We start from the raw sequence: 23,760 nt of genomic DNA, 5'->3' as shown, positions 1-23,760 counted from the left end.
GCACCTACGGTGCGCCATCTAGATTCATTTACGCCAGATGCTAATGTCTGTGCCAAGTAGAGGAATCTTTATCTCCGGAAGGCACTATGGAGTCTTGGAAGACACTTGCCCGCACCGCCGCGCAAGACACCCACTCACGTTTTGGGCAACGTCTTCTTGGACTGCCCGGAACGTGGATTGGGCTGCCGTACAGCAATGCGCACCAGCTTCGTGACGGCAGCATGCTCAGTGACCTCAACGGGATTTCGCATCCGCTACGCGAGTGGAATTACTGGTGGCAGGCTCATTACCTAGATGCCATCATCGACGACGGCTATGCCTACCTGGCTGACAATGACTTAGATGCAGCGCACCGGGAACTTCAGCGAGCCGTCGAGCTATTGCGGGGGATCCGGCTGCGGAACTTCGGTGTCTTCCCAAACTACTTTTTTGATGACATGGCTTGGCTAGCTTTGGCGAGCCAAAGATTACTTTCATTCTCACGTCGCCTTGATGGTCACAGCTCAGCTAATGCCAAACAGGCTGTCACCACTTTGAGAAAACAGCTCAACGGAGCCATTGACGATGTCCTAGATGGTGGAATGTATTGGTCCCGGAAGAAGGACTTCAAAAACGCGCCGGCTAACGCACCAGCCGCTCTATTTTTTGCCCGGAATGGTGAACGCGACCAATCACGGAAGCTACTTAGCTGGCTACGGGCAAGACTGTTTAGCATTGACAGCGGGCTGTACTTGGACGGGCTGCGGTTGGTGCCGGACGGGCACAGGATCGAGGACGCGCTCTATACCTATAACCAAGGGCCGGTTCTAGGCGCTTTGCTGGAGTTGGGATCAGATGCTGATTTAGAGCACTCAACAATGCTGATCCACGCCAGTGCACAATACTTGACCGACAGCACCGGTGCGCTTTCGCTGAACGGCGGTGGCGACGGCAACTTGTTTGCTGGAATCTTGGTCAGGTATCTGGCCCTGGCCGCTAATGATGTGCGCCTTGATGGCAGGACGCGGTCGACAGCACGCACGATGGTCGTGGCGACCGCCAACAGTTTGGTAGATCAGGAACCACGCAGGCTCTCGGCTGCAGTCCAGCGCTGGATGATATTCAGTGCAGCTGCTGCTTGTGAGTCCGACAGTCGAAATTGATTTAGCTAGACGATGTGGGGCAGATGCCAATGGCATCTGCCCCACATTGATCAGATCTCTATTTAGAGCGAACGCATTACCGAAACAACACGGCCCATGATCGTGGCCGCATCACCAAGAATAGGCTCGTAGCGGGAGTTCTGCGGCAACAGCCAAGTGTGACCGTCGCGCTGACGGAAAGTCTTTACAGTCGCTTCTTCGTCCAGTAAAGCGGCAACAATGTCGCCATTATCTGCAGTCTGCTGACGACGAACAACTACCCAGTCACCGTCGCAAATCGCAGCGTCGACCATTGAGTCGCCTGAAACCTTGAGCATGAACAGTTCTCCATGACCCACTAGCTGGCGTGGCAACGAGAAAACATCTTCCACGGACTGATCGGCAAGGATCGGACCACCTGCGGCAATTCGACCAACTAAAGGAACCATGGTGGTGTCGGCTGAAGTACTGAGCTCGATCACCATGGCATCGTCGGCAGCGGCAGTAGCGGGTACTTCCGTTGTCTGTGACTCGTCCTTATCGTCAGCCAACTGCAGCGGAAGAAGGATTTCCATTGCGCGGGGACGTCGAGGGTCGCGCCGAATGTATCCGAGCTTTTCGAGTTGGCTCAACTGATGAGTGACGCTAGACAAGCTCTTGAGGCCAACGGAGTCACCAATCTCACGCATCGATGGTGGATAGCCGTTCTTTCCGATAGACCGTTGGATCGTTTCCAGGATCTTCTTTTGGCGAATCGTCAGCGAACGGGCATTCGATCGCGGAGTGCGTTGTGAAGCTGACATGAGAGTTTGCCTTCCCTAGCAAGCAGTCGAAAGTTCGTGAGTCCAAACTGTCGGAGCTAGATGGTGTGATGTTTTCATTGCTCGTCTACTTCGAAATCTTAGTAGATAAGTTCCGTTCTTTCAAAGATTTGTTCGAAAACTTCTGGACAAGTTCGACAAAGCTCTGTTAGAACAGATGTACTAGATTCGAACAAGTCTTCGAATCTAAATCATCGAACACAACTTCGCATCACAACTATTTCTGAGGAGACATAGTCATGGCAACTGTCGCACTTGACTCAAACGAAACCCGTTCACCAATGAAGATCCGCATCAACCGCCGGGGCTGGGCCGTCCTTATCGGGATTCCAGTGTTCGCCTTAACTGTCGCCGCGGCCTTCTTCTTCTCGATGTTCGCGTCGGATGCTCACGCATCATCGGAAGTACCTGAGGGAGTTGAAACGGTAGACGTAACCGTCATCCCTGGCGATACGCTCTGGAGTCTGGCCAGCGAATACGCTGAAGGTTACGACGTCACCTCAGCCGTTAGTCACATCTCGGAAATGAACTCGCTTGATGGCACTCAGATTCATGTCGGCGACTCGCTGTCGATTCCAGTGCTTGCTGGCTAAAGGTAAAACGTGGTCAAGCGATTGTTACCTTGGTTCGTAGCGGATTCACTGCCCAAGCCCGTCCACACGTAGACTTGTTGCGTGAATGACCGCAGTGAACTTTTGAGTCAGCTGCCCTTGCGTGAGAATCTCCGCGGGCTATCCCCATATGGCGCACCACAAATCGACGTGCCCATCCAGCTGAATGTCAACGAGAACACCCATCCATTGCCAACTACGGTCGTGGAAGCCATCGCACAAGAAGTCGCCAAAGCTGCGACAACTCTTAATCGATACCCTGATCGCGAATTCACCGAACTTCGTGAATTGCTGGCCGACTATCTTGGCCACGGACTAACTGCAGAGAACATGTGGGCCGCCAACGGTTCCAACGAGATTCTGCAACAAATTTTGCAAGCATTCGGTGGTCCGAACCGAAGCCTAATGAGCTTTGGCCCAACCTATTCCATGTACCCGTTGCTGGCCAGCGGTACTGACACCGCGTACATCGCAGGAGAACGGGCAGAAGACTTCACGCTCTCTGCGCAGTCCGCCGCCGAACAGGTTCGCAAAAACAAACCGAACATCGTTTTCCTTTGTTCCCCCAATAACCCAACCGGCACCGCTCTCGGGCTTGATGTCATCACCGAAGTGTACGACGCAATGAGCGAACACAATGGTGTAGTCATCGTCGATGAAGCGTACGCCGAGTTCTCCCTGGCAAGTACTAAATCAGCACTCACCTTGCTTGAAGGCCGACAGCGTCTGATCGTTTCGCGGACCATGTCCAAGGCCTTCGGTCTGGCTGGAGCCCGCGTGGGTTACCTAGCGGCAGCGCCAGAAGTAACCGATGCGATTCGTTTGGTTCGATTGCCTTATCACCTCTCGGCAGTCACCCAAGCAACGGCCATCGCGGCCCTGAAAAACATTGAATTGTTGCTTGCTCAGGTTGAGGACATCAAAACCCAGCGTGACCGAATTGTTGATCGTCTCAAGGAATTGGGTCTCAAACCCTCAGTCTCAGACTCCAACTTTGTCTTTTTTGGCGGGCTCGCTGATCCCCACTCCATCTGGGAGGGGTTGCTGGAAGCTGGCATCATTGTCCGCGACAATGGGATCCCGGGTACGCTGCGCGTAACTGCCGGAACCGAATCAGAAACTACAGCATTCTTGGATCGTCTCGCCGAACTGCTCGGCGCGGACAACTAATCAGGATCAAGCGAAGGAAGACATGTCTGCCGAATTGATTGGCGCACGTCGCGCCCGCATGGAACGCGTCACCAGCGAATCGTCGATTTTTGTTGAGCTAGATCTCGACGGAACTGGCGTTTCTGAGATCAGCACCTCTGTGCCGTTTTACGACCACATGCTTACGGCGTTGTCTAAGCATTCGCTGATCGATCTCACCGTGCGAGCCACGGGTGACACTCACATCGATGCGCACCACACCGTTGAAGACACCGCGATCACCATCGGTGAGGTTCTGCGTGTAGCCCTTGGTAATAAGGCGGGAATTCGTCGGTTCGGCACCTCGTACGCGCCACTAGATGAGGCGTTGTCTCGTTCAGTGGTCGACGTTTCCGGTCGTCCGTACCTGGTGCACTCCGGTGAACCAGCTGGTCAGGAATACCACCTTATTGGTGGTCACTTCACCGGATCGATGACTCGCCACGTATTTGAAGCCATCACATTCCACGCTCAGATTTGTGCACACATCGAGGTCCTCTCTGGCCGCGACCCGCACCACATCGTTGAAGCTCAGTTCAAGTCATTTGCTCGTGCACTGCGCGAAGCAGTCGAACTTGATGAGCGCATGGGCGACAAGATTCCATCCACGAAGGGTGCCCTTTAAGTGGCAAAGAAAAATGTAGTAGTTCTCGACTACGGTTCGGGCAACGTCCGATCTGCCGTTCGTGCGCTGGAAGCTGCTGGCGCGTCGGTTGAACTCACGGCGGATCCAAAGAAAATTGTTGCTGCTGACGGTCTAGTCGTTCCAGGCGTAGGTGCCTACGCATCGGTCATGGAACAACTCACCGCTACCGGATCGCTTCGCTGGATTGGTCGCCGCATTGCCGGAGGACAGCCAGTCTTGGGTATCTGCGTTGGCCACCAAGTGTTCTTTGAACAAGGCGTGGAGCACGGGGTGAAAACCGAGGGCATCGGCGAGTGGCCGGGAACTGTGGAGCGTCTGAAGTCCGATGTTATCCCGCACATGGGATGGAACACCGTACAGCCTCCAGAGGGAAGCAAGCTTTTTGCTGGCGTTGAAAACGAACGATTCTACTTTGTTCACTCATACGCAGTGCAGAAGTGGGAATTTGACGTTACTCAGCCTGCCATGACACCACCGCAGGTCACGTGGAGTACGCACGGAACTCCGTTCGTCGCTGCAGTCGAAAACGGTCCGCTGTCGGCCGTTCAGTTCCATCCCGAAAAGTCTGGCGACGCTGGAGCCCGACTGTTGCGCAACTGGTTGGACACCCTCTAAACATGTGGACTATCGTGCTTGGGTTCGTCGGTGCTTTCCTCGCAGGTGGCGCCATCTCCCTCAAAAGCCAAAAGGCCCATATCTCTTGGGTTATCGCACTCTGGGTACTCGCAGGCATGAGCATCATCGCCGCGTGGATACTGACCCTTTAGAACATTCGCTACTTCACTAAGGACATTATGAGCGAGCAACCAATCCTCGAACTTTTGCCTGCCGTAGACATCGCCGGAGGACAGGCCGTGCGCCTAGTTCAGGGCGAAGCGGGCTCCGAGACTGGCTATGGCGACCCGTTAGAAGCCGCACTTTCATGGCAGAACGCTGGAGCTGAGTGGCTCCACCTCGTTGATTTGGACGCGGCATTTGATCGTGGCAGCAACGTCGAGATTGTCCAGCGCATCGCACAGGAACTGAACATCAAGGTTGAGCTCTCCGGCGGTATCCGCGACGATGCGTCCTTGGACCGTGCGTTGGAGTTCGGTGCCACTCGCGTGAACCTTGGCACCGCGGCACTTGAAAACCCTGAATGGACCAAAAAGGCGATTGCTCGCCATGGCGACAAAATTGCTGTGGGCATGGACGTGCGAGGCACTACGCTTTCAGGCCACGGATGGACCAAAGACGGTGGCGATCTATGGGAAGTTCTGGCACGTTTGGAAGACGCAGGATGCGCCCGCTACGTCGTAACTGACGTAACCAAGGACGGCACCTTGCGCGGACCAAATGTTGAATTGCTTCGCGAGATTGCTACTAAGACCAATAAGCCTGTTGTAGCTTCCGGCGGAATCTCTTCGCTAGAGGATCTGCGGGTATTGCGCGAACTTGTTCCTGAGGGTATCGAAGGCGCAATTATGGGCAAGGCTTTGTACTCTGGTCAGTTCACGCTTCAAGAAGCGCTGGACGTTGCCGGTCGTCGCTAACGCGAGCTGATCTTCACTATTGACGGTTTGAAAGCCTAGGCTTTCAAACCGTCAATTTTTTGTTCTGAAATTGAACTCACTGCAGCTGACCCAAATGACGGTAACTAGCTAGCGAATTGGGCAATTATTGACTGACGTCATCGACAAGTGGTGTTCAAGCTCATGAATGAAGAATCAAAACTACCCTGCACCAACATCGATTCCCCAGATAGCATGGACTTATGAGCACGGAGCACAACGAATCAGCGCCTAAACGCCACCTGCCGGGACACATCGTCGCCGCGCTGGCGCAGGCCGGTTCACCCGCCGACTCGGCAGGTCAGAGTTGGGATGGACGCGACCTTAGCGGTGAGGGCAACCCGCTACATAACTTTGATAAAGACGACGGCAGCGCCGACGCAAAAGTCATGGCGGCACTGACTGAGCTACAAGCCGGTCGCGGTTCCGAGCTGGAAGTTCACAAGGCCATGTCCTCAGCCCGAGTGTTTGTTGCCGTTGTAGCTCAGCTAGGCGAAGAAGCTATGGGTGACCACGGCTTCGCCGCTGATAAAGAAGCCGACATGGCACTGGTGAAAATCAAAGCACCGGATGGTCGTATGGCGCTTCCAATTTTCACCACGGTGGAACGACTTCAGGCTTGGCATAAGGAAGCTCGTCCGGTGGCAGTATTTGCTCCCCGCGCAGCACTCTCAGCGGTCAGCGAAGATTGCCAACTACTAGTTCTAGACCCTGGTAGCGAATTTACCTTTGTCCTTCGACGACCCGGGGTCTGGAACCTAGCCAAACAGATCGAATGGATTCCGAGTTATCAGAATCAGCAGATCGCCAACCTAGTCCAAAACGCCACCGAAGGTTTCACGCAGTTGCAGGCAGTGAAGCTGGCGCCGGGCAGGGGAGTAGGCTCAAGAACCAAGGACGGCCAAGTCGTTCTTGGCGGTGGTTCCGGACCAGAACTTAATTTACAGTTTGTTTTCGCACAGGGGACAAGCCCTAGCCAAGCGCAGGAAATTACCAGCGCAATTCAGGGACGACTGTCCCAAAACTCCGAATTCACCGAAGCGGTGGATTCTTTAGAACTTAGTTTGCACAGCGCGCCTAGCTAGACTCGGCGGGCTCCTTACCTAGCAAAGGAACACTTCGGGCATGAAAAGCTATTTGCAGATTTTGCGTCAGCCGCAGATTGCGCTGTTGTTGCTGATCGGCATGATTGCCCGACTTCCTCACTCGGCATTGAGCATGTTGTTGCTCTTGCACCTAGTAAATGACCTAGACCAGTCATGGGTATCAGCTGGCCTTGTCACCGCATTGATGACTGTTGGTATTGCTATCGGTGCGCCATGGCGTGGTGCTCGCGTTGACACCTGGGGCCTGCGCCGAGCCATGCTTCCCTCGGTGATCGTTGAGACCATCGTTTGGTGCACCGTACCGCACGTGCCGCTGGTCTGGGTTTATCCTTTGGCTTTCATCGGTGGCCTTTTCGCTCTGCCGGTATTCTCCGTGGTGCGTACAGCTCTGGGAATCATGACCACCGGAGAGCAACGTCGCACGGCCTTTGCTTTGGATGCCACCGCTACGGAACTCGTATTCATTGTTGGACCTGCCAGCGCAGGGATCGTCGCTACCCAGATCAGCAGCGTTATCGGACTGAGCGTTATTGGTGTTACCGCATCTCTAGCCGGTTTTGCCTTGATGATCCTGAATCCTCCAACACGAAGTGATGACCCGAAGGCCATAGCCTTGCGGTCTAACGCTCATGAAGAACGTCTCGGTGCGGAAGCCAGCTTTATCGCCGCAGCACCGATGGGTGTTCAAGAGGTTGAAGGCGAGCTGATCTTGGCCGGCTGGAAATCGGCGCGATCCCGCATCAAGAAACGTGGGCGGGCATTTAAAAGCCGGTTCAACTGGGTTAGCGCTTCGGTCCTGGCCGTATTCATTGCCTCGGCCGGTGCTGGCATGCTGTTGACCGGAACCGAAGTATCGATCGTCGCGGAGCTTGATGCATCAATGCAAAGCAACCAGTTGGGTCTGGTCTTCTTCTTCTGGTGCGGGGCCTCGCTGATCGGTGGACTCATCTACGGATCCATGAAGCGCGTTGTCTCGCCACTATTGCTCTTGCTGTTCATGGCGATCTTGACCATTCCCATGTACTTCGCGTGGGATACATGGTCCTTGGCTTTGCTCTCCGCTTTGCCAGGCTTCCTTTGCGCCCCGACATTGTCCGCTGCCTCAGAATGGCTCACGGATCTGGTGGCAGAAAAGCGCCGTGGCGAAGCCATGGGTTGGTATGGCTCTGCCATGACCGCCGGTACCGCTTTGGGCTCCCCGGTCACCGGACTATTTGTCGACAACGTCGGTCCTGATTACGCCTTTGTCGCCATTGGTGTCATGGCCGCAGTGGTTGTGCTCGTTGCGTTGGCTGCCCAGCAGATTCGTCGCCGGGTACGCCGTGCTCAGAAACGTCGTTGGGAAACCACCGTCTAATCGGCGGCATGACCGAAAGTTGTCAGCTCAGTCGTGAGTACATGTAGAGGTCCTTGGGTTTGCCGTTGATAATTTCCCAACCGCGAAGTAATCCCTCCCGTTCAAAGCCGCAGGCTTGCGCTGCGTGCCATGAAGCCAGATTCCACGGCTCTACATAAAGTTCGAGGCGATGAATGCCCGGATGCGCCAAACCCCAGATGCTGAGGGTTTCTAGTGCGCGAGTGATGATGCCACGGCCACGATGCTCCTTGGCGATCCAATACCCGATACTGGCCCGACCCCGGTCAGCGTTGCGTAGCCATAATCCAATCTGACCGACAACCAGATCAGATCCTGCATCGGCAATGGCGAAGGAATAGCCGGTTTTGTCGATGACCCGTTGGCGTTGGCGCTGAATAAAGCTCAGAGCTTGTTCACGCGTTGATTCAAAGGCAAGGGTAGTGATGTGTGAAATGTACTGATCTGCTGAAGCTTGCTGAACCGCCACAACGTCGTTGTCCAAAAAGGGACGCAAACGAAACGAGTTGGCATCGAGTGTTGGCTGTTCAAGGATCTTCATAATCCAACACTAGCGCTCACGCATTTGCAGGAAAGGCCGATTCGACGTGGCGGAGACAACAATGGGCCCGCTCCAAAGTGGAGTCGAGCCCATGATGTTAATCTCTTAAAAACTGCGAAAATTTCTTAGTTGACAGCGCCGGTGTACTTCTCGCCTGGACCCTTGCCGGGGGCATCTGGGATCAGTGAAGCTTCGCGGAATGCCAGCTGGAGGCTGCGCAGACCGTCGCGCAGAGGAGCTGCGTGCTGCGAGCCAATCTCCGGTGCGCCAGCGGTGACTAGGCCTGCAAGCGCGGTGATGAGCTTGCGTGCTTCGTCTAGATCTTTTAGTTCTTCGGCGTCTGCGCCTTCAGCAAGGCCGCATTTAACTGCTGCGGCGCTCATCAGGTGAACAGCTGCGGTGGTGATGATTTCTACGGCCGGAACTTCGGCGATGTCGCGCACCTGCTGATCGACGAGGTGCTGATGCGAGTTGGTGTCTTCGGTACTCATACTGCTAAGCTTGTCACAGACCGACTCGATGCCGGTACTTCTCATGACGTTCAGTTAGTTCTGGACAAGAGATTCGTACTAGTATTGAGCCATGCAAGTGGAGGCCATCTCCCACCCGCTGTCGCCGTTTCCAGGCTTCCGGGTACCTCGGCAGGATCGCAGTAATGCAATCTGAAAACGCAGGCGCAAATATTTGCGCCTATCGTTATGTCGTTTCTCTTTTGGCCTTCGCCTGCAATCGCAGACGGGGGCCTTCTTCGTTTGCGGTTATGATTACGAATTTCAGGAGTGACACATCAGCGATCCACGCATTAATGAGCGCATTCGCGTGCCAGAGGTACGTCTCGTCGGCCCCAATGGTGAGCAGGTAGGCATCGTCCGCATCGAGGACGCGCTTCGTTTGGCTCATGAGTCCGATCTGGACTTGGTCGAGGTGGCACCCAACGCCAAGCCTCCAGTGTGCAAACTGATGGACTTTGGCAAGTACAAGTACGAAGCCGCTGTCAAGGCTCGTGAAGCTCGTAAGAACCAGACCAACACGATCTTGAAGGAAGTACGCTTCCGTCTAAAGATCGATACTCACGACTACGAGACCAAGGTTGGGCATGCACTGCGCTTCCTGGGCGCTGGTGACAAGGTGAAAGCCATGATCCAGTTCCGCGGTCGTGAACAGCAGCGTCCAGAGATGGGTATCCGCTTGCTAGAAAAGTTTGCAGCAGACGTCGCTGAGGTCGGATTGATCGAATCCAGCCCACGCATCGATGGCCGAAATATGGTTATGGTTGTTGGTCCGCTGAAGAACAAGGCAGAGGCTCGCCGCGAACAACAGCAGCAGCAGAAGTCCGGTGGCCGTGATTCGGCTAAGCGCAAGATCCGCACCGACGCTCCAGCTGAGACCGAGGGCCAGAACGTTGCCGCTTCAATGGATGACGAAGCCCGCGCCAAGTTGGAGCAGGCGCGTCAGGCAGCTGAAGGCGACGCCTAGCCAAGCCTGTTGGGCTTTCGAGCCCGTCACCGTTTATGGTGAAGGATCTTCCTTTTCGGAAGATCCAACTACAAGAGAACAACAGCGGTCACCTCAACGGGGCCCGCTTCGGATGATCCCCATTCGGTAATTTTGCCGGATGGAGCACGTTAGGAGAACGGCAGCTATGCCGAAGTTCAAGACTCACAGTGGCGCCAAGAAGCGCTTCAAGCTCACCGGTAGCGGTAAGCTCGCTCGCCAGCAGGCCAACCGTCGCCACTACCTGGAGCACAAGTCCTCGCGCGTTACTCGTCGCCTGGCTTCTGACCAGATCGTCGCTAAGGCCGATGTAAAGACCATCAAGCGGATGCTGGGCCTCTAAGCTCTCCCTTTCGCAACACGGGGAAGTTATAACCCCACCACCATAGATTTCTCCCACCTTGCATAGTGCAAGCACTGGGGAACCGACTTGAAGGAGTACACACGTGGCACGTGTGAAGCGGGCAGTAAACGCCCACAAGAAGCGTCGCGTCGTTCTGGAACGCGCAAAGGGTTACCGCGGTCAGCGTTCGCGCCTGTACCGTAAGGCTAAGGAGCAGTTGCTCCACTCGTTCGTTTACAGCTTCAACGACCGTCGTAAGCGTAAGGGTGACTTCCGTCGCCTGTGGATCCAGCGCATCAACGCTGCATCCCGCGCCAACGGCATGACCTACAACCGTCTGATCCAGGGCCTGAAGGCTGCTGAGATCGAGGTTGACCGTCGTATGCTCGCAGAGCTGGCTGTTTCGGACTCGAACGCTTTCGCTACCTTGGTAAAGCTTGCAAAGGAAGCTCTTCCAGCTGACGTCAACGCTCCACGCGGTGCTGCTGAAGTTGCTGCTCCAAAGGCTGCTAAGGCACCTAAGGCTGCAAAGGCTCCAAAGGCTGCTGCAAAGTCCACCGAGGGCGAAGGCGTATTCAAGGCTGTTGAAGGCCAGGATGCTCCAGAAGGCTTCGTAATCAAGGGCAATGCCGACTCGAACAAGTACCACGTTCCAGGTTCGACCTGGTACGAGCAGACTGAAGCAGAGTTCTGGTTCAACTCGATCGAAGCTGCTAAGGCTGCAGGCTTCGAACCAGCTGGTGGAGAATCCCGCCAGCAGATGAAGTAAATCTTTTCTCCCTTTGAGCTAAGGCTCAGGTAGGACAGATCACACCGATGGGTGGGTACCGCGTTTACGCGGAACCCACCCATTAGTGTTTCTACCGGTATTCTCGATATATGAGCAGTTTTTCCGCTGAAGTGATGACCAATCCGCGCGCCGAGAAAGTAAAGGCCGTGGCCCGCCTGGCCAACCGCAAGGGGCGTGAAGCTACCGGGGAGTTCCTCGTCGAAGGACCCCAAGCGGTGCGAGAAGCACTTAAGGCCCACCTTGAGGACGATAATCTCGTCCAGGCTGTCTATGTAGTGGGCGGTTTCCTCGAAAGCCACGAGGAGTTTGATCAGCTTCTTGATCAGGCCCAAGTACCTACCCGGATTGTCACCGGCGAGGTACTGCACGCCATGGCTGGTACCCAGACCCCACAGGGCATATTGGCCGTTGCTGCCATCGCGCAACCACAACTGAGTGAAGTGCTGGCCACCAAACCAAAACTCATCGCAGTTTTGTGCCGCGTGCAGGATCCAGGCAACGCCGGAACCGTACTTCGTGCTGCAGACGCAGCCGGAGCCGACGCGGTAATCCTGACCAAGGGCAGCGTAGATATCTACAACCCCAAAGCCGTACGATCCACCGTTGGTTCACTGTTCCACCTGCCGGTGCTGAACAACATCGAATTTGAGCACCTCGTTGAAGCCGCTAAGACTACCGGAAGCCAAGTGCTAGCAGCCGACGGTTATGGTTCCCTAGACCTGGATGCCTTGCAAGACGCCGCCGTCTTGCGTGCACACGGCACCGGCGCTGCCCCGGCAGCTGGTGAGCCAGCTTTGGAAGCACCAACCCTATGGCTCTTTGGCAATGAAGGTCAGGGCCTAGACGAGGGCGAAAAGCAGGCAGCAGATCACAGCATTGCTGTGCCACTCTACGGAGTCGCTGAATCCTTGAACGTTGGCACCGCAGCCACTGTTTGTTTGTATGCCTCGGCTCGTGCGCAGCATTCAGCCAAGCAGGACTAAGCATGGATAGAGCACAAAACCTGAAGCAAATTGTCGCCGTAGCCATCGTTGATGACCTGCACTCACCAACCAAACTATTAGCTGCTAGGCGCAATCGCCCCGAATCTTTGGCCGGACTATGGGAATTCCCTGGCGGCAAAGTGGAACCGGGGGAGAGCGAAATCGCAGCCGTGCACCGAGAACTGCACGAAGAGCTAGGCGTAAAGATCCAGCTTGGTGCTTTGATTCCCGGACCGCACGCCCAAGGTTGGCAACTGAACGATTCGGCGGCCATGCGCATGTGGTTCGCTCAGATTATCGAAGGTGATGCCCAGACTCTGGACGGTCACGACCAGCTGGCCTGGTTGGACCTAGATCAGAGCATGCAGCAGCTGGTCCCATGGATCCCTGCTGATGCCCCAATCGTCACGGCATGCCTAGCCCAGGCCCGTCGAGGGCCCGTTGGCTAAAGACGCGTAAGCTTGAATGAATGCCCATTGAGACATTGCAACAAACTACCAAAAAATTCTGAGGAGCCCTTTTCAGTGAAGAAAGTGTTCAGCGTTATCGCGCTGGTCTTTACCGCAGTCCTAGCCCTGTCCGGTTGCGTCAACATGAACGCAGAAATCAACGTTGTTGGTCAGGACAAGACCACCGGCGTTGTTGAAGTAACCATAAACAAGGAAAATCTTCAGGGTCAGAGCCTGGACGAAGTGCTCGCTGCCACCGTGGACACCGCTGCCATGGAAAAAGAAATTGAAGGTCAGTGGACCTACAGCAAGGTCGAAGAGGGCGAGAACGTGGGCCTGCGCTTCGAAACCGACGGCACCAAGACTTACACCCAGTTGGCTGATGCCTTTAAAATCTTCGGCTTCCAGTTCGGCCTAGCCGACGACGGTAAAGAAGTTACCTTCTCCATGCCAGGGGACAAAGCCACCGTTGACCAAAACTTCACTGAAGCAAACTTGGAAGTAAATTTCCCCGGCGAAGTGACCTCTAACGGTCCAGGCGTTGTACATGGCAAGGCCGTCACCTTTGACCTGGTCAAGGGCGCCGAGGTCTACCAGGCCACCGGCAAATTTGATCACAGCCTGCTGTACTCGCTGGTCTTTGGTGGCGCATTGCTGGTCTTGAGCCTCATCTTCGTGGTGGTCTTCGCACCAAAGGGTGTCAAAGAGTCGCACTAAGCGAGCAAAAAACGCTTCGAGGTAAGAAGCTTCACGCCAAGGGCCCGTCATCGGTGAAACGATCACGGGCCCTTGGCAATAGAATGGAACCAAAGTGTTCTACGCGTAAGTACAAGATAAGAGTAAGGATCGATCGATCCCATGTCTGATCAGACAACTGGACAAGTTCCCGACGGGGAGTCAAATGTTCCGCATCCAACCGATGAAGCAGGAATTCAGCAGGCCGTTGAGGCTGCTCTAGCTGCCATCGAAGCTGCTGGAGACCTGAACGAACTCAAAGATGCCCGCCTTTCGCACACCGGCGAAAAGTCCGCACTGTCACTGGCCAACCGCCAAATCGGCAAGCTGGACAAGACGGAAAAGGCAATCGCAGGCAAGCTGGTAGGTTCAGCTCGCGGACGAGTCAACAAGGCCCTAGCGGCCCGCACCGTGGTGCTCGAAGAAGCCGAAGCTGAGCGCATCCTCGTTGAAGAGACCGTTGACGTTACCGCCGCACCGCGCCGCCGCTCGGTTGGCGCACGCCACCCACTCTCGGTGCTCCAAGACCGTGTGTCCGACATCTTTGTTGGCATGGGCTGGGAAATCGCCGAAGGCCCCGAGGTTGAATCCGAGTGGTTCAACTTCGACGCGCTGAACTTCAAGCCGGATCACCCGGCCCGCGAAATGCAGGATACCTTCTTCATTGAGCCTGCCGACGCACACCTGGTGTTGCGTACCCACACCTCACCGGTACAGGTTCGCTCCATGCTCCAGCGTGAGGTGCCAGTGTACGTATTGTGCCCTGGACGCACCTTCCGCACCGATGAGCTGGATGCCACCCACACCCCGGTCTTCCACCAGTTTGAAGGTCTGGCCGTGGACAAGGGCCTGACCATGGCCGACTTGCGCGGCACCTTGGAGCACTTCGCTCGCCAGATGTTTGGCGAAGAAGCCCAGATCCGTCTGCGCCCAGCGTACTTCCCATTCACCGAGCCATCGGCCGAGCTGGACATCTGGCACCCAGGTGCCAAGGGTGGGCCACGCTGGATCGAATGGGGCGGTTGCGGCATGATCAACCCGAACGTATTGCGAGCTGCAGGCATTGACCCTGAAGAGTACTCGGGCTTTGCCTTCGGCATGGGCATTGAGCGCACGCTCATGTTCCGTAACGATGTCCCGGACATGCACGACATGATCGAGGGCGACATCCGTTTCAGCCAGCACTTCGGGATGGAGATCTAAGTAATGCGTATTCCACTATCTTGGCTGCGCGAATATGCGCAGGTACCGGCCGACGCATCGGCCGAAGACATCATGGCGGACCTGGTAAAGGTTGGCCTTGAAGAAGAAGACGTGCACCGTCCCAGCGACGAGCTTTCGGGCCCGATCGTGGTTGGCCAGGTGCTCTCCTTGGAAAAGGAAGTTGCCTCCAACGGCAAGACCATCAACTGGTGCCAGGTCCGCGTGGTCCCAGAAGGTACCGAGCAGACCCTGACCGGTAAGGGCATCGACCCAACAGGTGTACAGGGCATCGTTTGCGGTGCGCACAACTTTGTGGAGGGCGACAAGGTAGTTGTCACGCTTCCCGGCGCTGTGCTGCCCGGTGACTTCAAGATTTCGCCACGCAAGACCTACGGCCACACCTCGGCTGGCATGATCGCTTCCTCGCGCGAACTGGGCATCGGTGATGACCACGACGGCATCATCGTGCTTTCCAACTACGGTCTTGACCCAGAAGTTGGCACCGACGCATTCGAGCTCTTCGGACTTGATGACCAGGCTGCTGAAATCAATGTGACCCCGGACCGTGGCTACTGCTTCTCCATTCGTGGCGTAGCCCGCGAATACGCACTGGCCACCGGCACTTCCTTCACCGATCCAACCACCACCGTGGTTGTTTCTGAAGCTAGCGCTGCGGGCCACGAAGTCACTTTGGCTGACGCTGCACCGATCTACAACGTTCCTGGCTGCAGCCGTTTTGTCACCCGCGAAGTCACCGGCATTAACCCGAGCTTGCCAACCCCACGCTGGATGGCTTCACGCCTACAGCTGGCTGGCATGCGTTCGATTTCTCTACCCGTAGACATCTCCAACTACGTCATGCTTGAACTCGGTGCACCACTGCACTTCTACGACGCTGACAAGCTCACCGGTGGTATCACCGTGCGCCGCGCCAACGCTGGCGAGAAGCTAACCACCTTGGACGACAAGGAGCGCGAGCTCTCCACCGAGGACCTGCTGATCACCGACGAGTCCGGAGCACTAGGCATTGCCGGTGTTATGGGGGGAGCGTCCACCGAAGTCTCGGGGACCACCAGCCGCGTGCTGATCGAGGCCGCTCACTTTGATGCGGTATCCATCGGCCGTTCACGTCGCCGTCACAAGCTACCTTCCGAAGCATCCAAGCGTTTTGAACGCGGCGTAGATCCACACATCATGCAGGTTGCAGCACAGCGTGCGGTCAACTTGTTGGTGGAACTAGCTGGCGGTACCGAAACCACCAACATCACCGACGCTGGCGCGCAGCCAGCCGACGTGCAGATTCAGTTGCCTGCTGGTTTTGCCGGCGCACTGATTGGTGTTGACTACACCGACGAGCAGACCGTTGCTGCCCTAGAGGGCATCGGTGCAAGCGTTGAGCAGAACAGTGCTGGCTTCTTGGTCACCGCTCCAAGCTGGCGCCCAGACCTGGCCATCAAGGAAGACCTGGTTGAAGAAGTAGCCCGAGTAGTTGGCTACGACAAGATTCCAGCAACCTTGCCAGTGGCGCCTCCGGGCCGTGGTTTGACTCGTGCACAGTCGCAGCGTCGTCGCCTGCTTCAGGGCTTGGCTGACGCCGGACTGACCGAGATTCTGTCCTACCCGTTTGTCTCCGAGTCGCAGAACAACACCTTCGGTGCTGCGCAGGCTGGGACCGAGGTCAAGGCCATCTCGTTGGCTAACCCGATCTCCAAGGAATTCCGATTCCTTCGCACCAGCTTGCTACCAGGACTGCTGGAAACCGCACGCCGCAACATTGGCCGTGGCTTCCGCGATCTGGCCTTGTACGAGGGCGGTCTGGTGTTCTTGCCAGGAGCGCAGCTCGGTTCCTCGGTACTTCCACCGTTGGGCGTCAAGCCTAGTGATGAAGTACTGGCCGAATTGTTCAATGGTGTACCTAACCAGCCATGGCACTTGGCTGCAGTCTTCACCGGTAACGAGGCTTCGGCTGCGGCCGGCTTCGCGCCACGTGCGTGGGATTGGGCTGACGCACTGGACGCGGCCCACACCGTGGCAGAAATCCTCGGCGTAGAGCTCGAAGTTGCTCAGGGAAATCACCAAGCATTCCACCCGGGCCGTGCCGCAACCTTGAAGGTTGCCGGCGAGGTTGTTGGTTACGCAGGTGAATTGCACCCACAGCTGCTCAAGGATTCGGACCTGCCAGCACGCACCGTGGCTATGGAACTGAACGCCGCAGCACTGATGGAGGCAACTCCTGCTGTGGTAGTTGCGCCGCAGCTTTCCACTCAGCCGCTGGCTACTCAAGACGTCGCCTTGGTCGTTGACCAGGACGTCGTTGCCGGAGACGTACTAGCTGCACTGCGCGAAGGCGCAGGGGAGCTGCTTGAAGATGTTGCACTCTTCGACGTCTACCAGGGCAAGGGTATTGAAGAAGGCAAGAAGTCTTTGGCTTTCGGTCTTCGCTTCCGAGCTACTGATCGCACCCTGACTGCTGATGAAGCTTCAGAGGCGCGGGCCGCCGCCGTCGCAGTGGCAGCAGACAAGTTTGGTGCTACTCAGCGCTAACGCAGGTTTGCCGATGCCCCGGTGTTTGTTTCGATTTTTTTATCTGAGCAAGCACCGGGGCATTCTTGTGCGCAACCGCGCCCGAAAGTGGCGACTACAATTAATCTTGAGAAAGCTCTAAAGGGCTACGAGATGCAAAGGTGGAGTGACCGGCAGTGAAGGGTCTACGTTCTTGTGGTGCGGTACTTCTAATTTTATTTCTTGGAATGCTCGCCATTGCTGCACTAATCGCTGCTGGCTGGGGTGTTGTAGTCTTCATCGAACGCGGCGCCGGGGCACACCTCAAAGATGAACCGACACCTAGTTACCAACCAACGGACGAGCCTGTTGATCCATTGCGTCCAACCAGTGGAACCATGGCGCCTTAACTATTTGATGGCGGCGACTAAACGACGCTTTGTCGCATCGTAATTAGCTCTGCAGTGTCTTCTTGGACCACGAACCCAAGGCGTTGTAGTACCTTGAGCGACGCTTTGTTTTCCGGCATCACGCGCGCCATCAGCTGGCTAAAGCCCACCGCATTTAGCGCTTTGATACCTAGTGCTACGATCGCTTTCGCCAATCCCTGACCCCAAAATTCTGGGGCAATCCAATAACCGATTTCGGTTGCCTGCTCGCGCTGCACGGCAGTAAACAACCCGACCCTAATACCGTCTCTTCGAGCGACAAACCAAGAGATTTCAGGACTGTTTATCGCATCCTCAATACGTTGCCCCGTGTATTGATCGCTCCATGGCTGACCGTCACCGATGTAGGCAGTAATCCTCTTATCGGCAGCCAATTGCGCGATAAAATCTGCGTCGGCTTCGGTCAGAGCGGTCAGCACAATAGATGGATCCATAGGCTCAGCCTAGGACATCTGCATTCGCGGATTCTAATGTTGCTTATTAGATGGTTGCTTATTAAACACTGCAGGGAACGACCATCAGATCGTTCCCTGCAGTGTCAGAAAATATTTACTTTGCTCCACCAGCGGTGACCGGTGGCAGATCCGACCATGGGAAAGTGATCCACTTGTCGGTGCGGCGCCATTCGTAGTCTGGAACCATGATGGTGCGTGGCTTGGTGTAGAGGCAAACGGTCTTGACCTCTGCGCCCCAAGCGGAAACCAACTCGACAACCTTTTCCAGGGTGCGGCCCGAATCCGAGACGTCATCAACGATCAGGATCTTCTTGTCACGCAGGTGGCCGTCATCCAGCATTGGAGGCAGAACTACTGGTTCTGGCAATACGGTGCCGATGCCGGTGTAGAACTCGACGTTGAGGGCGCCGCAGGCCTTGACACCCAGCGCGTAGGAGATCGATCCGGCCAAGAGTAGGCCACCACGCGCAACAGCCAAAACGATGTCTGGCTCAAAGCCACTATCGACAACGGTCTGTGCAAGTTCGCGGGAGGCTGCGCCGAAGGTATCCCAAGTAAGGATCTCGCGTTCCGGCTCTGAAAGGACGGATGCGCCTGAATCATCAATGCTAGTCATTCTGTAATATTAGCGCCGAATTCGGGGCAATGTTGCACGGTTCAAACCAATCGTTCACTTTTTCCTCCCAAGCCCGGAGGATTCTTATCCGCTGATTAGGCGTGAATAGGTATGCAATGGACCTGCTTGAGGAATCCATCACTTTTCGGGAAACCGGGGTTGGAACGAACACGTTGTGACCCTAATGCGCCAAAAGCAGCCTCAAGAATGATCGGTGCCACATTCTGACTCGCTAGGATAGGGGAAAGGCCATCGACCGGAGATAACCCGGAAACCCGATGAAGGAGACGCGACATGGGCCCACGAACTTGGAACATTTCACTAGTCGGTGCCTTAACGGTGCTCTCCTTGGGGCTGATCGGAGTCCTGCCTGCCGCGCAAGCGGCCAACTCAGTGCAAGTCGCAGCCGGGCAGAACCTAGAATCGGTCACCATCGATGACTCCACGGGAAAACTTAATAAGCAGCGGCTGCGCGACGCCTTGGAAGACCTCGATTTTAACGAGCCAACAGACGTTGCAATTTATGCCCGCAACGGCGAATACTCCGATGACATCAACACCAAAACTCTTGATTACGCTAAGTCATCACATCCGGAATGGATATCTGACAAGCCTGAAGACTACGGCGACTACTGGGCCGACGGACTATTGATCATCACCCTGTCCATCGAAGGACCGGGAGATGGACAGATCGGAACGTACTTCGGCGAAGACCGTAAAGTCTCCGAGAGCGCCATAGAGAGCATCCATGAAGCTGGCCACGATGACTTTAATCTTTCCCGTTGGACTGACGGCGTCATCGCTGTCGCCGACCAAGCATCCGTGATCATGAATCGCCCCTGGTACCAGCACCCGGCCTTATGGATCACCAGTGGTGTCGGTGGATTTGTCGCTCTCATCGTGGGTGGCTTTGCACTGCATACCCGGTCCACACGACGAGAAACTTTTGCAGAAGAACTGCAACAAGGATCCGTGCATCTGACCAACGTCACCATGGACTTAGAAGAAACCGAATTGGCGGCCCGTACACTGCCGTCCACTTCAGCGCACGCCTCCGAGCTGGAACAGCGTTTCAGCAAGTTCATGACCAAATACCGTGCCTGCTTCGAAGCCCAGCAGTCGCTAGAAAGTTCAAACAAAAAGGAACGTTCCAGCGCCGAAGGTGTTCGCCTTACTAAGGAGTTCCGGGAGTCAGCGCAGTCCCTGGATCTGACCGATGACGCCATCATCGCTGCGTCTGCGCTCTATACTCGTTCGGCCTCCTGGCAAGACGCATGGCATGCACAGATCAAGCCGCTGGAAGATGACCTGGAGGAGATCAAGGGATTGGTCCATGATCTCGAACCAGAGCTGCAGGGCAGTGCAGCCGCATTGACTTCCTACCGGGAAATAGCAATCACCAAACTCAACGAGCTGTCGGCACAGCTGACGCAAGAATCAATCACCGTGGATCAAGCGCTCGATGGATTATCTGCCTTGCGTGCCGAGCTGAGCGAAAAGTTGGATATCTTCGCTCAAGCGCAAATCGAAGTGTATGCACAAAACGTAGAAGAGAAGGCCGATATGCAATCGGCGCTTAAGAAATCCCGATATGAAACCGGCGCGTTTTCGGGTCGCTCGGGCACCATCTTGGACGTGCTGAATCCCGCTACGATGTATTGGCGCGTGGGTAGTTATAACCACGGATATTCCACGGGCGTCAGTGCAGTGACTGCCTCGCGTGAAGCAGCGAGTTCCTCTGGGGGAGTGTCGGGCGGATACTCTGGTGGCGGAAGCTTCTCCGGTTCGGGTGGGTCTTCCCACTTCTAATGAAAGGCAACGATATCTTCGCATCGCTCTTGCCGTCTTCGGTGTACGTAGTTCAGTCCCGTACCGAGCTGGAGGATACCGAATCCTATGGAGAAGAAGAACGGTATATCGCCAATGCGGTGCCTGAACGACAGCATGAATTTCGTACCGTCCGGGTCTGCGCTCGCCGAGCGTTGGGGCAACTGGGTCATGCGGGTATTGCCTTGGTTCCCGATGAAAAACGGGCACCGGTTTGGCCCGCTGGCGTTGTGGGGAGCATGACCCATTGTGTTGGCTTTCGGGCAGCCGCAGTAGCCTCCACCAACGATATTCGCGGTCTTGGCATCGACGCCGAATTACATGCTTCACTGCCTGCCGAAACCCTCGACATCATTTTGCTTCCCGAAGAACAACGGATGGTTGGCGAGCTAAATTCGCGCTATCCGGAAACGGCCTGGGATCGGCTGATTTTCAGTGCCAAGGAAAGTGTCTTCAAAGCATGGTTCCCGCTGACTAGGCAGTGGCTGGATTTCTTGGAATGCCGGATTATCCTTGATGCGCAGGCCCACAGTTTCCACGCTGAAATTCAGGCCAAAGGATCGGTTGCCGCAGAGCATGATCTCACGGTGATGAATGGGCGCTGGATAGCAGAAGGCCCGAGCGGCCAAGGGCTGCTGGGGACCTGCATTACCGTTCCGCTAGCGGCGGTGTGCTAGGTGCGGAGCTAGAATTCTTCACCGTGTGTGATGACATTGGCAGCGCGTCCCACGATGTGTGGGTCAGGGGAACCAACCAGGTCATGATCTTTTCCCTTGTAGTCAAAGAGATCAAGCACGTGTCGCATCGCTTGGAGTCGGGCTCGCTTTTTGTCATTAGACTTCACCACGGTCCACGGAGCATGATCGGTATCAGTCTTGAGGAACATTTCTTTCTTTGCTTCCGTGTACTTCTCCCATTTATCCAAAGATTCAAGATCCATGGGGGAGAGCTTCCACTGGCGCACTGGGTCAATGCGGCGAATCGTGAAGCGAGTGAGCTGTTCACTAGAAGAGACCGAGAACCAGAACTTCACTAGATCGATGCCTTCGTCGACCACCATCTTTTCAAAGGATGGAGTCTGCTCAAGAAAGTGATCTACCTGTTCCGGAGTGCAGAAACCCATCACGCGCTCTACTCCGGCCCTGTTGTACCAAGATCGGTCAAAGAGAACGATTTCCCCGGCTGAGGGGAAATGTTGCACATAACGCTGGTAGTACCACTGAGTTGATTCACGTTCGCTGGGTTTCTCCAGCGCCACCACACGAGCACCGCGCGGATTCAAATGCTCGGTGAAACGCTTGATCGTGCCGCCCTTACCCGCTGCGTCACGGCCTTCAAAAACAATCATGATGCGACGCCCGTTGGCCTTAACCCATTTTTGAAGCTTCAGCAGCTCAATTTGCAGGGCACGTTTTTCAACTTCGTAAGTATCACGGTCAAGCTTCTCGTTGTAAGGGTAATCTTCACGCCACGTGTCAACGACAGTTCCGTCGGCGCGCAACAACACTGGGTCGTCATCATCGTCGTCAAGCACCGAAAAACCGCGGAACGCTTCGTCAAGCAGGGGGACTTCTACACTCATACTTCTCAGCCTAAAATTTCAGAATGAACGGTTAGTGAACTCGTACTGAACTGGAATGGCGCGAGGCTATGCCGGGAAATCAGGCAACCTTTGTTCGGTTAACCAAGCAGTCAAGATTCCTTCAACGTCGACGTTCGTCGCATGCTTTTTTACGTGTTTGGCAAACTTCTCTGTGTTCACAGAAGCATGCTGATATGTGCTGGTCCAGTCCTGGAGCATGGCGTAAAAAGTCTTGTCACCAAGAGCCGTCAACAGAGCGTAGAGCGTGAGCGCACCGCGCTTGTACACGCGGTCATCAAACATGTCTTCGGGGCCCGGATCACCGACCTGCAGATCTTGGGGGAGGCCATCGAGCATTTCCCAAGCCGTGCGAGCACGCTGTTCGAGGGACATGATCTTTGCCTGATCTGAATAGACCCACTCGCTGAAGCAAGCGAATCCTTCGTTGAGCCAAATGTCTTTCCACCGCTCGGGGGTCAGCGAATTGCCAAACCACTGATGGGCAAATTCGTGAGCGATCAGTCGTTGGTCTTCCCATTCCAACGACAAATGGTTCCGGCCGAAAATGCTCATGCCTTGGGCTTCCAACGGAATCTCAAGGTCATCGTCAACAACAACAATCTTGTAATGTTCAAAGGGATAAGGGCCGAACTTCAGTTCAAAGATTTGTGCCATGTCAGCTTGCTTCGCAAAGGCTCCGCGCACCGCGAGGTCATTGCCCGGTACGGAGTAAGCCAGCAGGTGTCCACCACGGTCAAAGGAAATTTCTGCGTAGCGGCCAATCTGCAAGGTTGCCAAGTAGGTTGCCATTGGTTCACGTGCCTCATAAACCCACGTATTTCGGCTTGCCGAACGGCGATGATCCATCAACTCGCCGTTGGCAACAACCCGGTAGCCGGCGTCGGTAGAAACCTCAAAACGATACGAAGACTTGTGACTCGGGTGGTCATTGCAGGGGAACCAAGTTGAAGCGCCCACTGGTTGTCCGGACACCAAAATACCGTCGGTTAACTCTTCCCAGCCGACCTCGCCCCACTGTCCGTTATCTACGCTGGGGTTACCTCCGTAGCGCAATTGAAGTTCGATCTGATCCCCGGCTTTGACCCGGCTTGGGGTGGCAACAACTACTCTGTGGTGCTTTTTGCTGACAGAAACCTTGCGACCTTGGCATGTGGCTTTGACGATTTTTAGCCCGTTGAGGTTCAGTTCAATTTCGTTCAGGTCTTCGAGCGCTCGTATACGTAGGGTGGCTCGGCCATCAAGGTGATTACTGGCAAGTTTGACCACTAAGTTCACGTCGTAATGCTCTACCGTGTAGCTTCCGGAGCCATAGTGTTTGGTGTACTCATCCAAAATGCGATGGGGCATATCTC

The 23,760-nt window shown here is 55.5% G+C and carries 27 protein-coding genes; 20 read left to right on the top strand and 7 right to left on the bottom strand.

What is annotated here, in order from left to right:
* The first annotated feature begins 86 nt into the window (after positions 1-86).
* Positions 87-1,142 (top strand): glycoside hydrolase family 76 protein, encoded by a 1,056-nt coding sequence (locus EYR88_RS11540; RefSeq protein ID WP_131089918.1) that lies wholly within the window; start codon positions 87-89, stop codon positions 1,140-1,142.
* Positions 1,143-1,204: 62 nt separating this feature from the next.
* Here the strand turns inward: EYR88_RS11540 and lexA are convergent, their stop codons facing one another.
* Positions 1,205-1,924: a transcriptional repressor LexA gene (lexA, locus tag EYR88_RS11535; protein ID WP_131089917.1), complete on the bottom strand. Its 720-nt coding sequence runs from the start codon at positions 1,922-1,924 to the stop codon at positions 1,205-1,207.
* Positions 1,925-2,181: 257 nt separating this feature from the next.
* On the opposite strand from lexA, the gene EYR88_RS11530 reads away from it, so the two are divergent.
* From EYR88_RS11530 to EYR88_RS11500, 8 genes are all read left to right on the top strand, one after another.
* Positions 2,182-2,535 (top strand): LysM peptidoglycan-binding domain-containing protein, encoded by a 354-nt coding sequence (locus EYR88_RS11530; RefSeq protein WP_131089916.1) that lies wholly within the window; start codon positions 2,182-2,184, stop codon positions 2,533-2,535.
* Positions 2,536-2,616: 81 nt separating this feature from the next.
* Positions 2,617-3,723 carry a histidinol-phosphate transaminase gene (locus EYR88_RS11525; protein ID WP_131089915.1) on the top strand — a complete coding sequence of 369 codons (1,107 nt, stop codon included), beginning with the start codon at positions 2,617-2,619 and terminating at the stop codon, positions 3,721-3,723.
* Positions 3,724-3,745: 22 nt separating this feature from the next.
* Entirely contained in the window at positions 3,746-4,366 is a 621-nt protein-coding gene (gene hisB / locus EYR88_RS11520) for an imidazoleglycerol-phosphate dehydratase HisB (protein ID WP_131089914.1), read from the top strand.
* Complete coding sequence (gene hisH, locus EYR88_RS11515) at positions 4,367-5,002, top strand: imidazole glycerol phosphate synthase subunit HisH (protein WP_131089913.1); 636 nt, start codon at positions 4,367-4,369, stop codon at positions 5,000-5,002. It abuts the gene before it with no gap.
* A gap of 2 nt (positions 5,003-5,004) precedes the next feature.
* Entirely contained in the window at positions 5,005-5,154 is a 150-nt protein-coding gene (locus tag EYR88_RS16070; protein ID WP_165477352.1) for a hypothetical protein, read from the top strand.
* Between the two features lie 27 nt (positions 5,155-5,181).
* A complete protein-coding gene (gene priA / locus EYR88_RS11510) occupies positions 5,182-5,919 on the top strand; it encodes a bifunctional 1-(5-phosphoribosyl)-5-((5-phosphoribosylamino)methylideneamino)imidazole-4-carboxamide isomerase/phosphoribosylanthranilate isomerase PriA (protein WP_131089912.1) in 738 nt (245 codons plus the stop codon).
* Between the two features lie 221 nt (positions 5,920-6,140).
* Positions 6,141-7,022, top strand: coding sequence for an SseB family protein (locus EYR88_RS11505; protein WP_131089911.1), 882 nt, complete (start codon positions 6,141-6,143; stop codon positions 7,020-7,022).
* Positions 7,023-7,062: 40 nt separating this feature from the next.
* Entirely contained in the window at positions 7,063-8,400 is a 1,338-nt protein-coding gene (locus EYR88_RS11500; RefSeq protein WP_131089910.1) for an MFS transporter, read from the top strand.
* 22 nt (positions 8,401-8,422) lie between these two features.
* Here EYR88_RS11500 and EYR88_RS11495 read toward each other — a convergent pair whose 3' ends face one another.
* Both EYR88_RS11495 and EYR88_RS11490 read right to left on the bottom strand, forming a co-directional pair.
* On the bottom strand, positions 8,423-8,959 hold the full coding sequence (locus EYR88_RS11495) for a GNAT family protein (protein WP_131089909.1): 537 nt from the start codon (positions 8,957-8,959) through the stop codon (positions 8,423-8,425).
* 125 nt (positions 8,960-9,084) lie between these two features.
* Positions 9,085-9,450, bottom strand: coding sequence for a DUF1844 domain-containing protein (locus EYR88_RS11490; RefSeq protein WP_131089908.1), 366 nt, complete (start codon positions 9,448-9,450; stop codon positions 9,085-9,087).
* Between the two features lie 295 nt (positions 9,451-9,745).
* Between EYR88_RS11490 and infC the strand changes: the two genes are divergently transcribed.
* From infC to EYR88_RS16065, 9 genes are all read left to right on the top strand, one after another.
* Positions 9,746-10,435 (top strand): translation initiation factor IF-3, encoded by a 690-nt coding sequence (infC, locus tag EYR88_RS11485; protein ID WP_131089907.1) that lies wholly within the window; start codon positions 9,746-9,748, stop codon positions 10,433-10,435.
* Between the two features lie 166 nt (positions 10,436-10,601).
* A complete protein-coding gene (gene rpmI, locus EYR88_RS11480) occupies positions 10,602-10,796 on the top strand; it encodes a 50S ribosomal protein L35 (RefSeq protein ID WP_013348480.1) in 195 nt (64 codons plus the stop codon).
* Between the two features lie 103 nt (positions 10,797-10,899).
* A complete protein-coding gene (gene rplT, locus EYR88_RS11475) occupies positions 10,900-11,565 on the top strand; it encodes a 50S ribosomal protein L20 (RefSeq protein ID WP_131089906.1) in 666 nt (221 codons plus the stop codon).
* 110 nt (positions 11,566-11,675) lie between these two features.
* Positions 11,676-12,569: an RNA methyltransferase gene (locus EYR88_RS11470; RefSeq protein WP_131089905.1), complete on the top strand. Its 894-nt coding sequence runs from the start codon at positions 11,676-11,678 to the stop codon at positions 12,567-12,569.
* 2 nt (positions 12,570-12,571) lie between these two features.
* Positions 12,572-13,018, top strand: coding sequence for an NUDIX domain-containing protein (locus EYR88_RS11465; RefSeq protein ID WP_131089904.1), 447 nt, complete (start codon positions 12,572-12,574; stop codon positions 13,016-13,018).
* Positions 13,019-13,093: 75 nt separating this feature from the next.
* Positions 13,094-13,735: a DUF3153 domain-containing protein gene (locus tag EYR88_RS11460; protein ID WP_131089903.1), complete on the top strand. Its 642-nt coding sequence runs from the start codon at positions 13,094-13,096 to the stop codon at positions 13,733-13,735.
* Positions 13,736-13,876: 141 nt separating this feature from the next.
* The gene (locus EYR88_RS11455; protein ID WP_131089902.1) at positions 13,877-14,956 is read left to right on the top strand and encodes a phenylalanine--tRNA ligase subunit alpha; all 1,080 of its coding nucleotides are present in this window, start codon (positions 13,877-13,879) and stop codon (positions 14,954-14,956) included.
* Positions 14,957-14,959: 3 nt separating this feature from the next.
* The gene (gene pheT / locus EYR88_RS11450; RefSeq protein WP_131089901.1) at positions 14,960-17,500 is read left to right on the top strand and encodes a phenylalanine--tRNA ligase subunit beta; all 2,541 of its coding nucleotides are present in this window, start codon (positions 14,960-14,962) and stop codon (positions 17,498-17,500) included.
* A gap of 206 nt (positions 17,501-17,706) precedes the next feature.
* Positions 17,707-17,868 (top strand): hypothetical protein, encoded by a 162-nt coding sequence (locus EYR88_RS16065; protein WP_165477351.1) that lies wholly within the window; start codon positions 17,707-17,709, stop codon positions 17,866-17,868.
* A gap of 17 nt (positions 17,869-17,885) precedes the next feature.
* Here EYR88_RS16065 and EYR88_RS11445 read toward each other — a convergent pair whose 3' ends face one another.
* A complete protein-coding gene (locus tag EYR88_RS11445) occupies positions 17,886-18,341 on the bottom strand; it encodes a GNAT family N-acetyltransferase (RefSeq protein WP_131089900.1) in 456 nt (151 codons plus the stop codon).
* Between the two features lie 115 nt (positions 18,342-18,456).
* Positions 18,457-18,978: a phosphoribosyltransferase gene (locus EYR88_RS11440; RefSeq protein ID WP_131089899.1), complete on the bottom strand. Its 522-nt coding sequence runs from the start codon at positions 18,976-18,978 to the stop codon at positions 18,457-18,459.
* 294 nt (positions 18,979-19,272) lie between these two features.
* On the opposite strand from EYR88_RS11440, the gene EYR88_RS11435 reads away from it, so the two are divergent.
* Both EYR88_RS11435 and EYR88_RS11430 read left to right on the top strand, forming a co-directional pair.
* Positions 19,273-20,787 carry a DUF5129 domain-containing protein gene (locus EYR88_RS11435; protein WP_131089898.1) on the top strand — a complete coding sequence of 505 codons (1,515 nt, stop codon included), beginning with the start codon at positions 19,273-19,275 and terminating at the stop codon, positions 20,785-20,787.
* Positions 20,787-21,482: a 4'-phosphopantetheinyl transferase superfamily protein gene (locus tag EYR88_RS11430; protein WP_131089897.1), complete on the top strand. Its 696-nt coding sequence runs from the start codon at positions 20,787-20,789 to the stop codon at positions 21,480-21,482. The genes EYR88_RS11435 and EYR88_RS11430 overlap by 1 nt, the downstream gene beginning before the upstream one ends.
* Before the next feature lie 8 nt (positions 21,483-21,490).
* On the opposite strand, the gene ppk2 is transcribed toward EYR88_RS11430, so the two are convergent.
* Positions 21,491-22,387 carry a polyphosphate kinase 2 gene (gene ppk2 / locus EYR88_RS11425; RefSeq protein WP_131089896.1) on the bottom strand — a complete coding sequence of 299 codons (897 nt, stop codon included), beginning with the start codon at positions 22,385-22,387 and terminating at the stop codon, positions 21,491-21,493.
* Positions 22,388-22,453: 66 nt separating this feature from the next.
* Complete coding sequence (locus EYR88_RS11420; protein ID WP_131089895.1) at positions 22,454-23,755, bottom strand: M1 family metallopeptidase; 1,302 nt, start codon at positions 23,753-23,755, stop codon at positions 22,454-22,456.
* Positions 23,756-23,760 lie beyond the last annotated feature (5 nt).

Source organism: Arthrobacter sp. S41, assembly GCF_004320535.1.
Classification (GTDB): Bacteria; Actinomycetota; Actinomycetes; order Actinomycetales; family Micrococcaceae; genus Glutamicibacter.
This window is presented reverse-complemented; position numbering and strand designations above follow the sequence as displayed.

What these genes read in the sequence shown, in the direction of transcription:
- EYR88_RS11540 (WP_131089918.1), top strand. Translation starts at nt 87, where the DNA reads ATGGAGTCTTGGAAGACACTTGCCCGCACCGCCGCGCAAGACACCCAC.
- lexA (WP_131089917.1), bottom strand. Translation starts at nt 1,924, where the DNA reads ATGTCAGCTTCACAACGCACTCCGCGATCGAATGCCCGTTCGCTGACG.
- EYR88_RS11530 (WP_131089916.1), top strand. Translation starts at nt 2,182, where the DNA reads ATGGCAACTGTCGCACTTGACTCAAACGAAACCCGTTCACCAATGAAG.
- hisB (WP_131089914.1), top strand. Translation starts at nt 3,746, where the DNA reads ATGTCTGCCGAATTGATTGGCGCACGTCGCGCCCGCATGGAACGCGTC.
- EYR88_RS16070 (WP_165477352.1), top strand. Translation starts at nt 5,005, where the DNA reads ATGTGGACTATCGTGCTTGGGTTCGTCGGTGCTTTCCTCGCAGGTGGC.
- priA (WP_131089912.1), top strand. Translation starts at nt 5,182, where the DNA reads ATGAGCGAGCAACCAATCCTCGAACTTTTGCCTGCCGTAGACATCGCC.
- EYR88_RS11505 (WP_131089911.1), top strand. Translation starts at nt 6,141, where the DNA reads ATGAGCACGGAGCACAACGAATCAGCGCCTAAACGCCACCTGCCGGGA.
- EYR88_RS11500 (WP_131089910.1), top strand. Translation starts at nt 7,063, where the DNA reads ATGAAAAGCTATTTGCAGATTTTGCGTCAGCCGCAGATTGCGCTGTTG.
- EYR88_RS11495 (WP_131089909.1), bottom strand. Translation starts at nt 8,959, where the DNA reads ATGAAGATCCTTGAACAGCCAACACTCGATGCCAACTCGTTTCGTTTG.
- EYR88_RS11490 (WP_131089908.1), bottom strand. Translation starts at nt 9,450, where the DNA reads ATGAGTACCGAAGACACCAACTCGCATCAGCACCTCGTCGATCAGCAG.
- rpmI (WP_013348480.1), top strand. Translation starts at nt 10,602, where the DNA reads ATGCCGAAGTTCAAGACTCACAGTGGCGCCAAGAAGCGCTTCAAGCTC.
- EYR88_RS11470 (WP_131089905.1), top strand. Translation starts at nt 11,676, where the DNA reads ATGAGCAGTTTTTCCGCTGAAGTGATGACCAATCCGCGCGCCGAGAAA.
- EYR88_RS11465 (WP_131089904.1), top strand. Translation starts at nt 12,572, where the DNA reads ATGGATAGAGCACAAAACCTGAAGCAAATTGTCGCCGTAGCCATCGTT.
- EYR88_RS11455 (WP_131089902.1), top strand. Translation starts at nt 13,877, where the DNA reads ATGTCTGATCAGACAACTGGACAAGTTCCCGACGGGGAGTCAAATGTT.
- pheT (WP_131089901.1), top strand. Translation starts at nt 14,960, where the DNA reads ATGCGTATTCCACTATCTTGGCTGCGCGAATATGCGCAGGTACCGGCC.
- EYR88_RS16065 (WP_165477351.1), top strand. Translation starts at nt 17,707, where the DNA reads ATGCTCGCCATTGCTGCACTAATCGCTGCTGGCTGGGGTGTTGTAGTC.
- EYR88_RS11445 (WP_131089900.1), bottom strand. Translation starts at nt 18,341, where the DNA reads ATGGATCCATCTATTGTGCTGACCGCTCTGACCGAAGCCGACGCAGAT.
- EYR88_RS11440 (WP_131089899.1), bottom strand. Translation starts at nt 18,978, where the DNA reads ATGACTAGCATTGATGATTCAGGCGCATCCGTCCTTTCAGAGCCGGAA.
- EYR88_RS11435 (WP_131089898.1), top strand. Translation starts at nt 19,273, where the DNA reads ATGGGCCCACGAACTTGGAACATTTCACTAGTCGGTGCCTTAACGGTG.
- EYR88_RS11430 (WP_131089897.1), top strand. Translation starts at nt 20,787, where the DNA reads ATGAAAGGCAACGATATCTTCGCATCGCTCTTGCCGTCTTCGGTGTAC.
- ppk2 (WP_131089896.1), bottom strand. Translation starts at nt 22,387, where the DNA reads ATGAGTGTAGAAGTCCCCCTGCTTGACGAAGCGTTCCGCGGTTTTTCG.
- EYR88_RS11420 (WP_131089895.1), bottom strand. Translation starts at nt 23,755, where the DNA reads ATGCCCCATCGCATTTTGGATGAGTACACCAAACACTATGGCTCCGGA.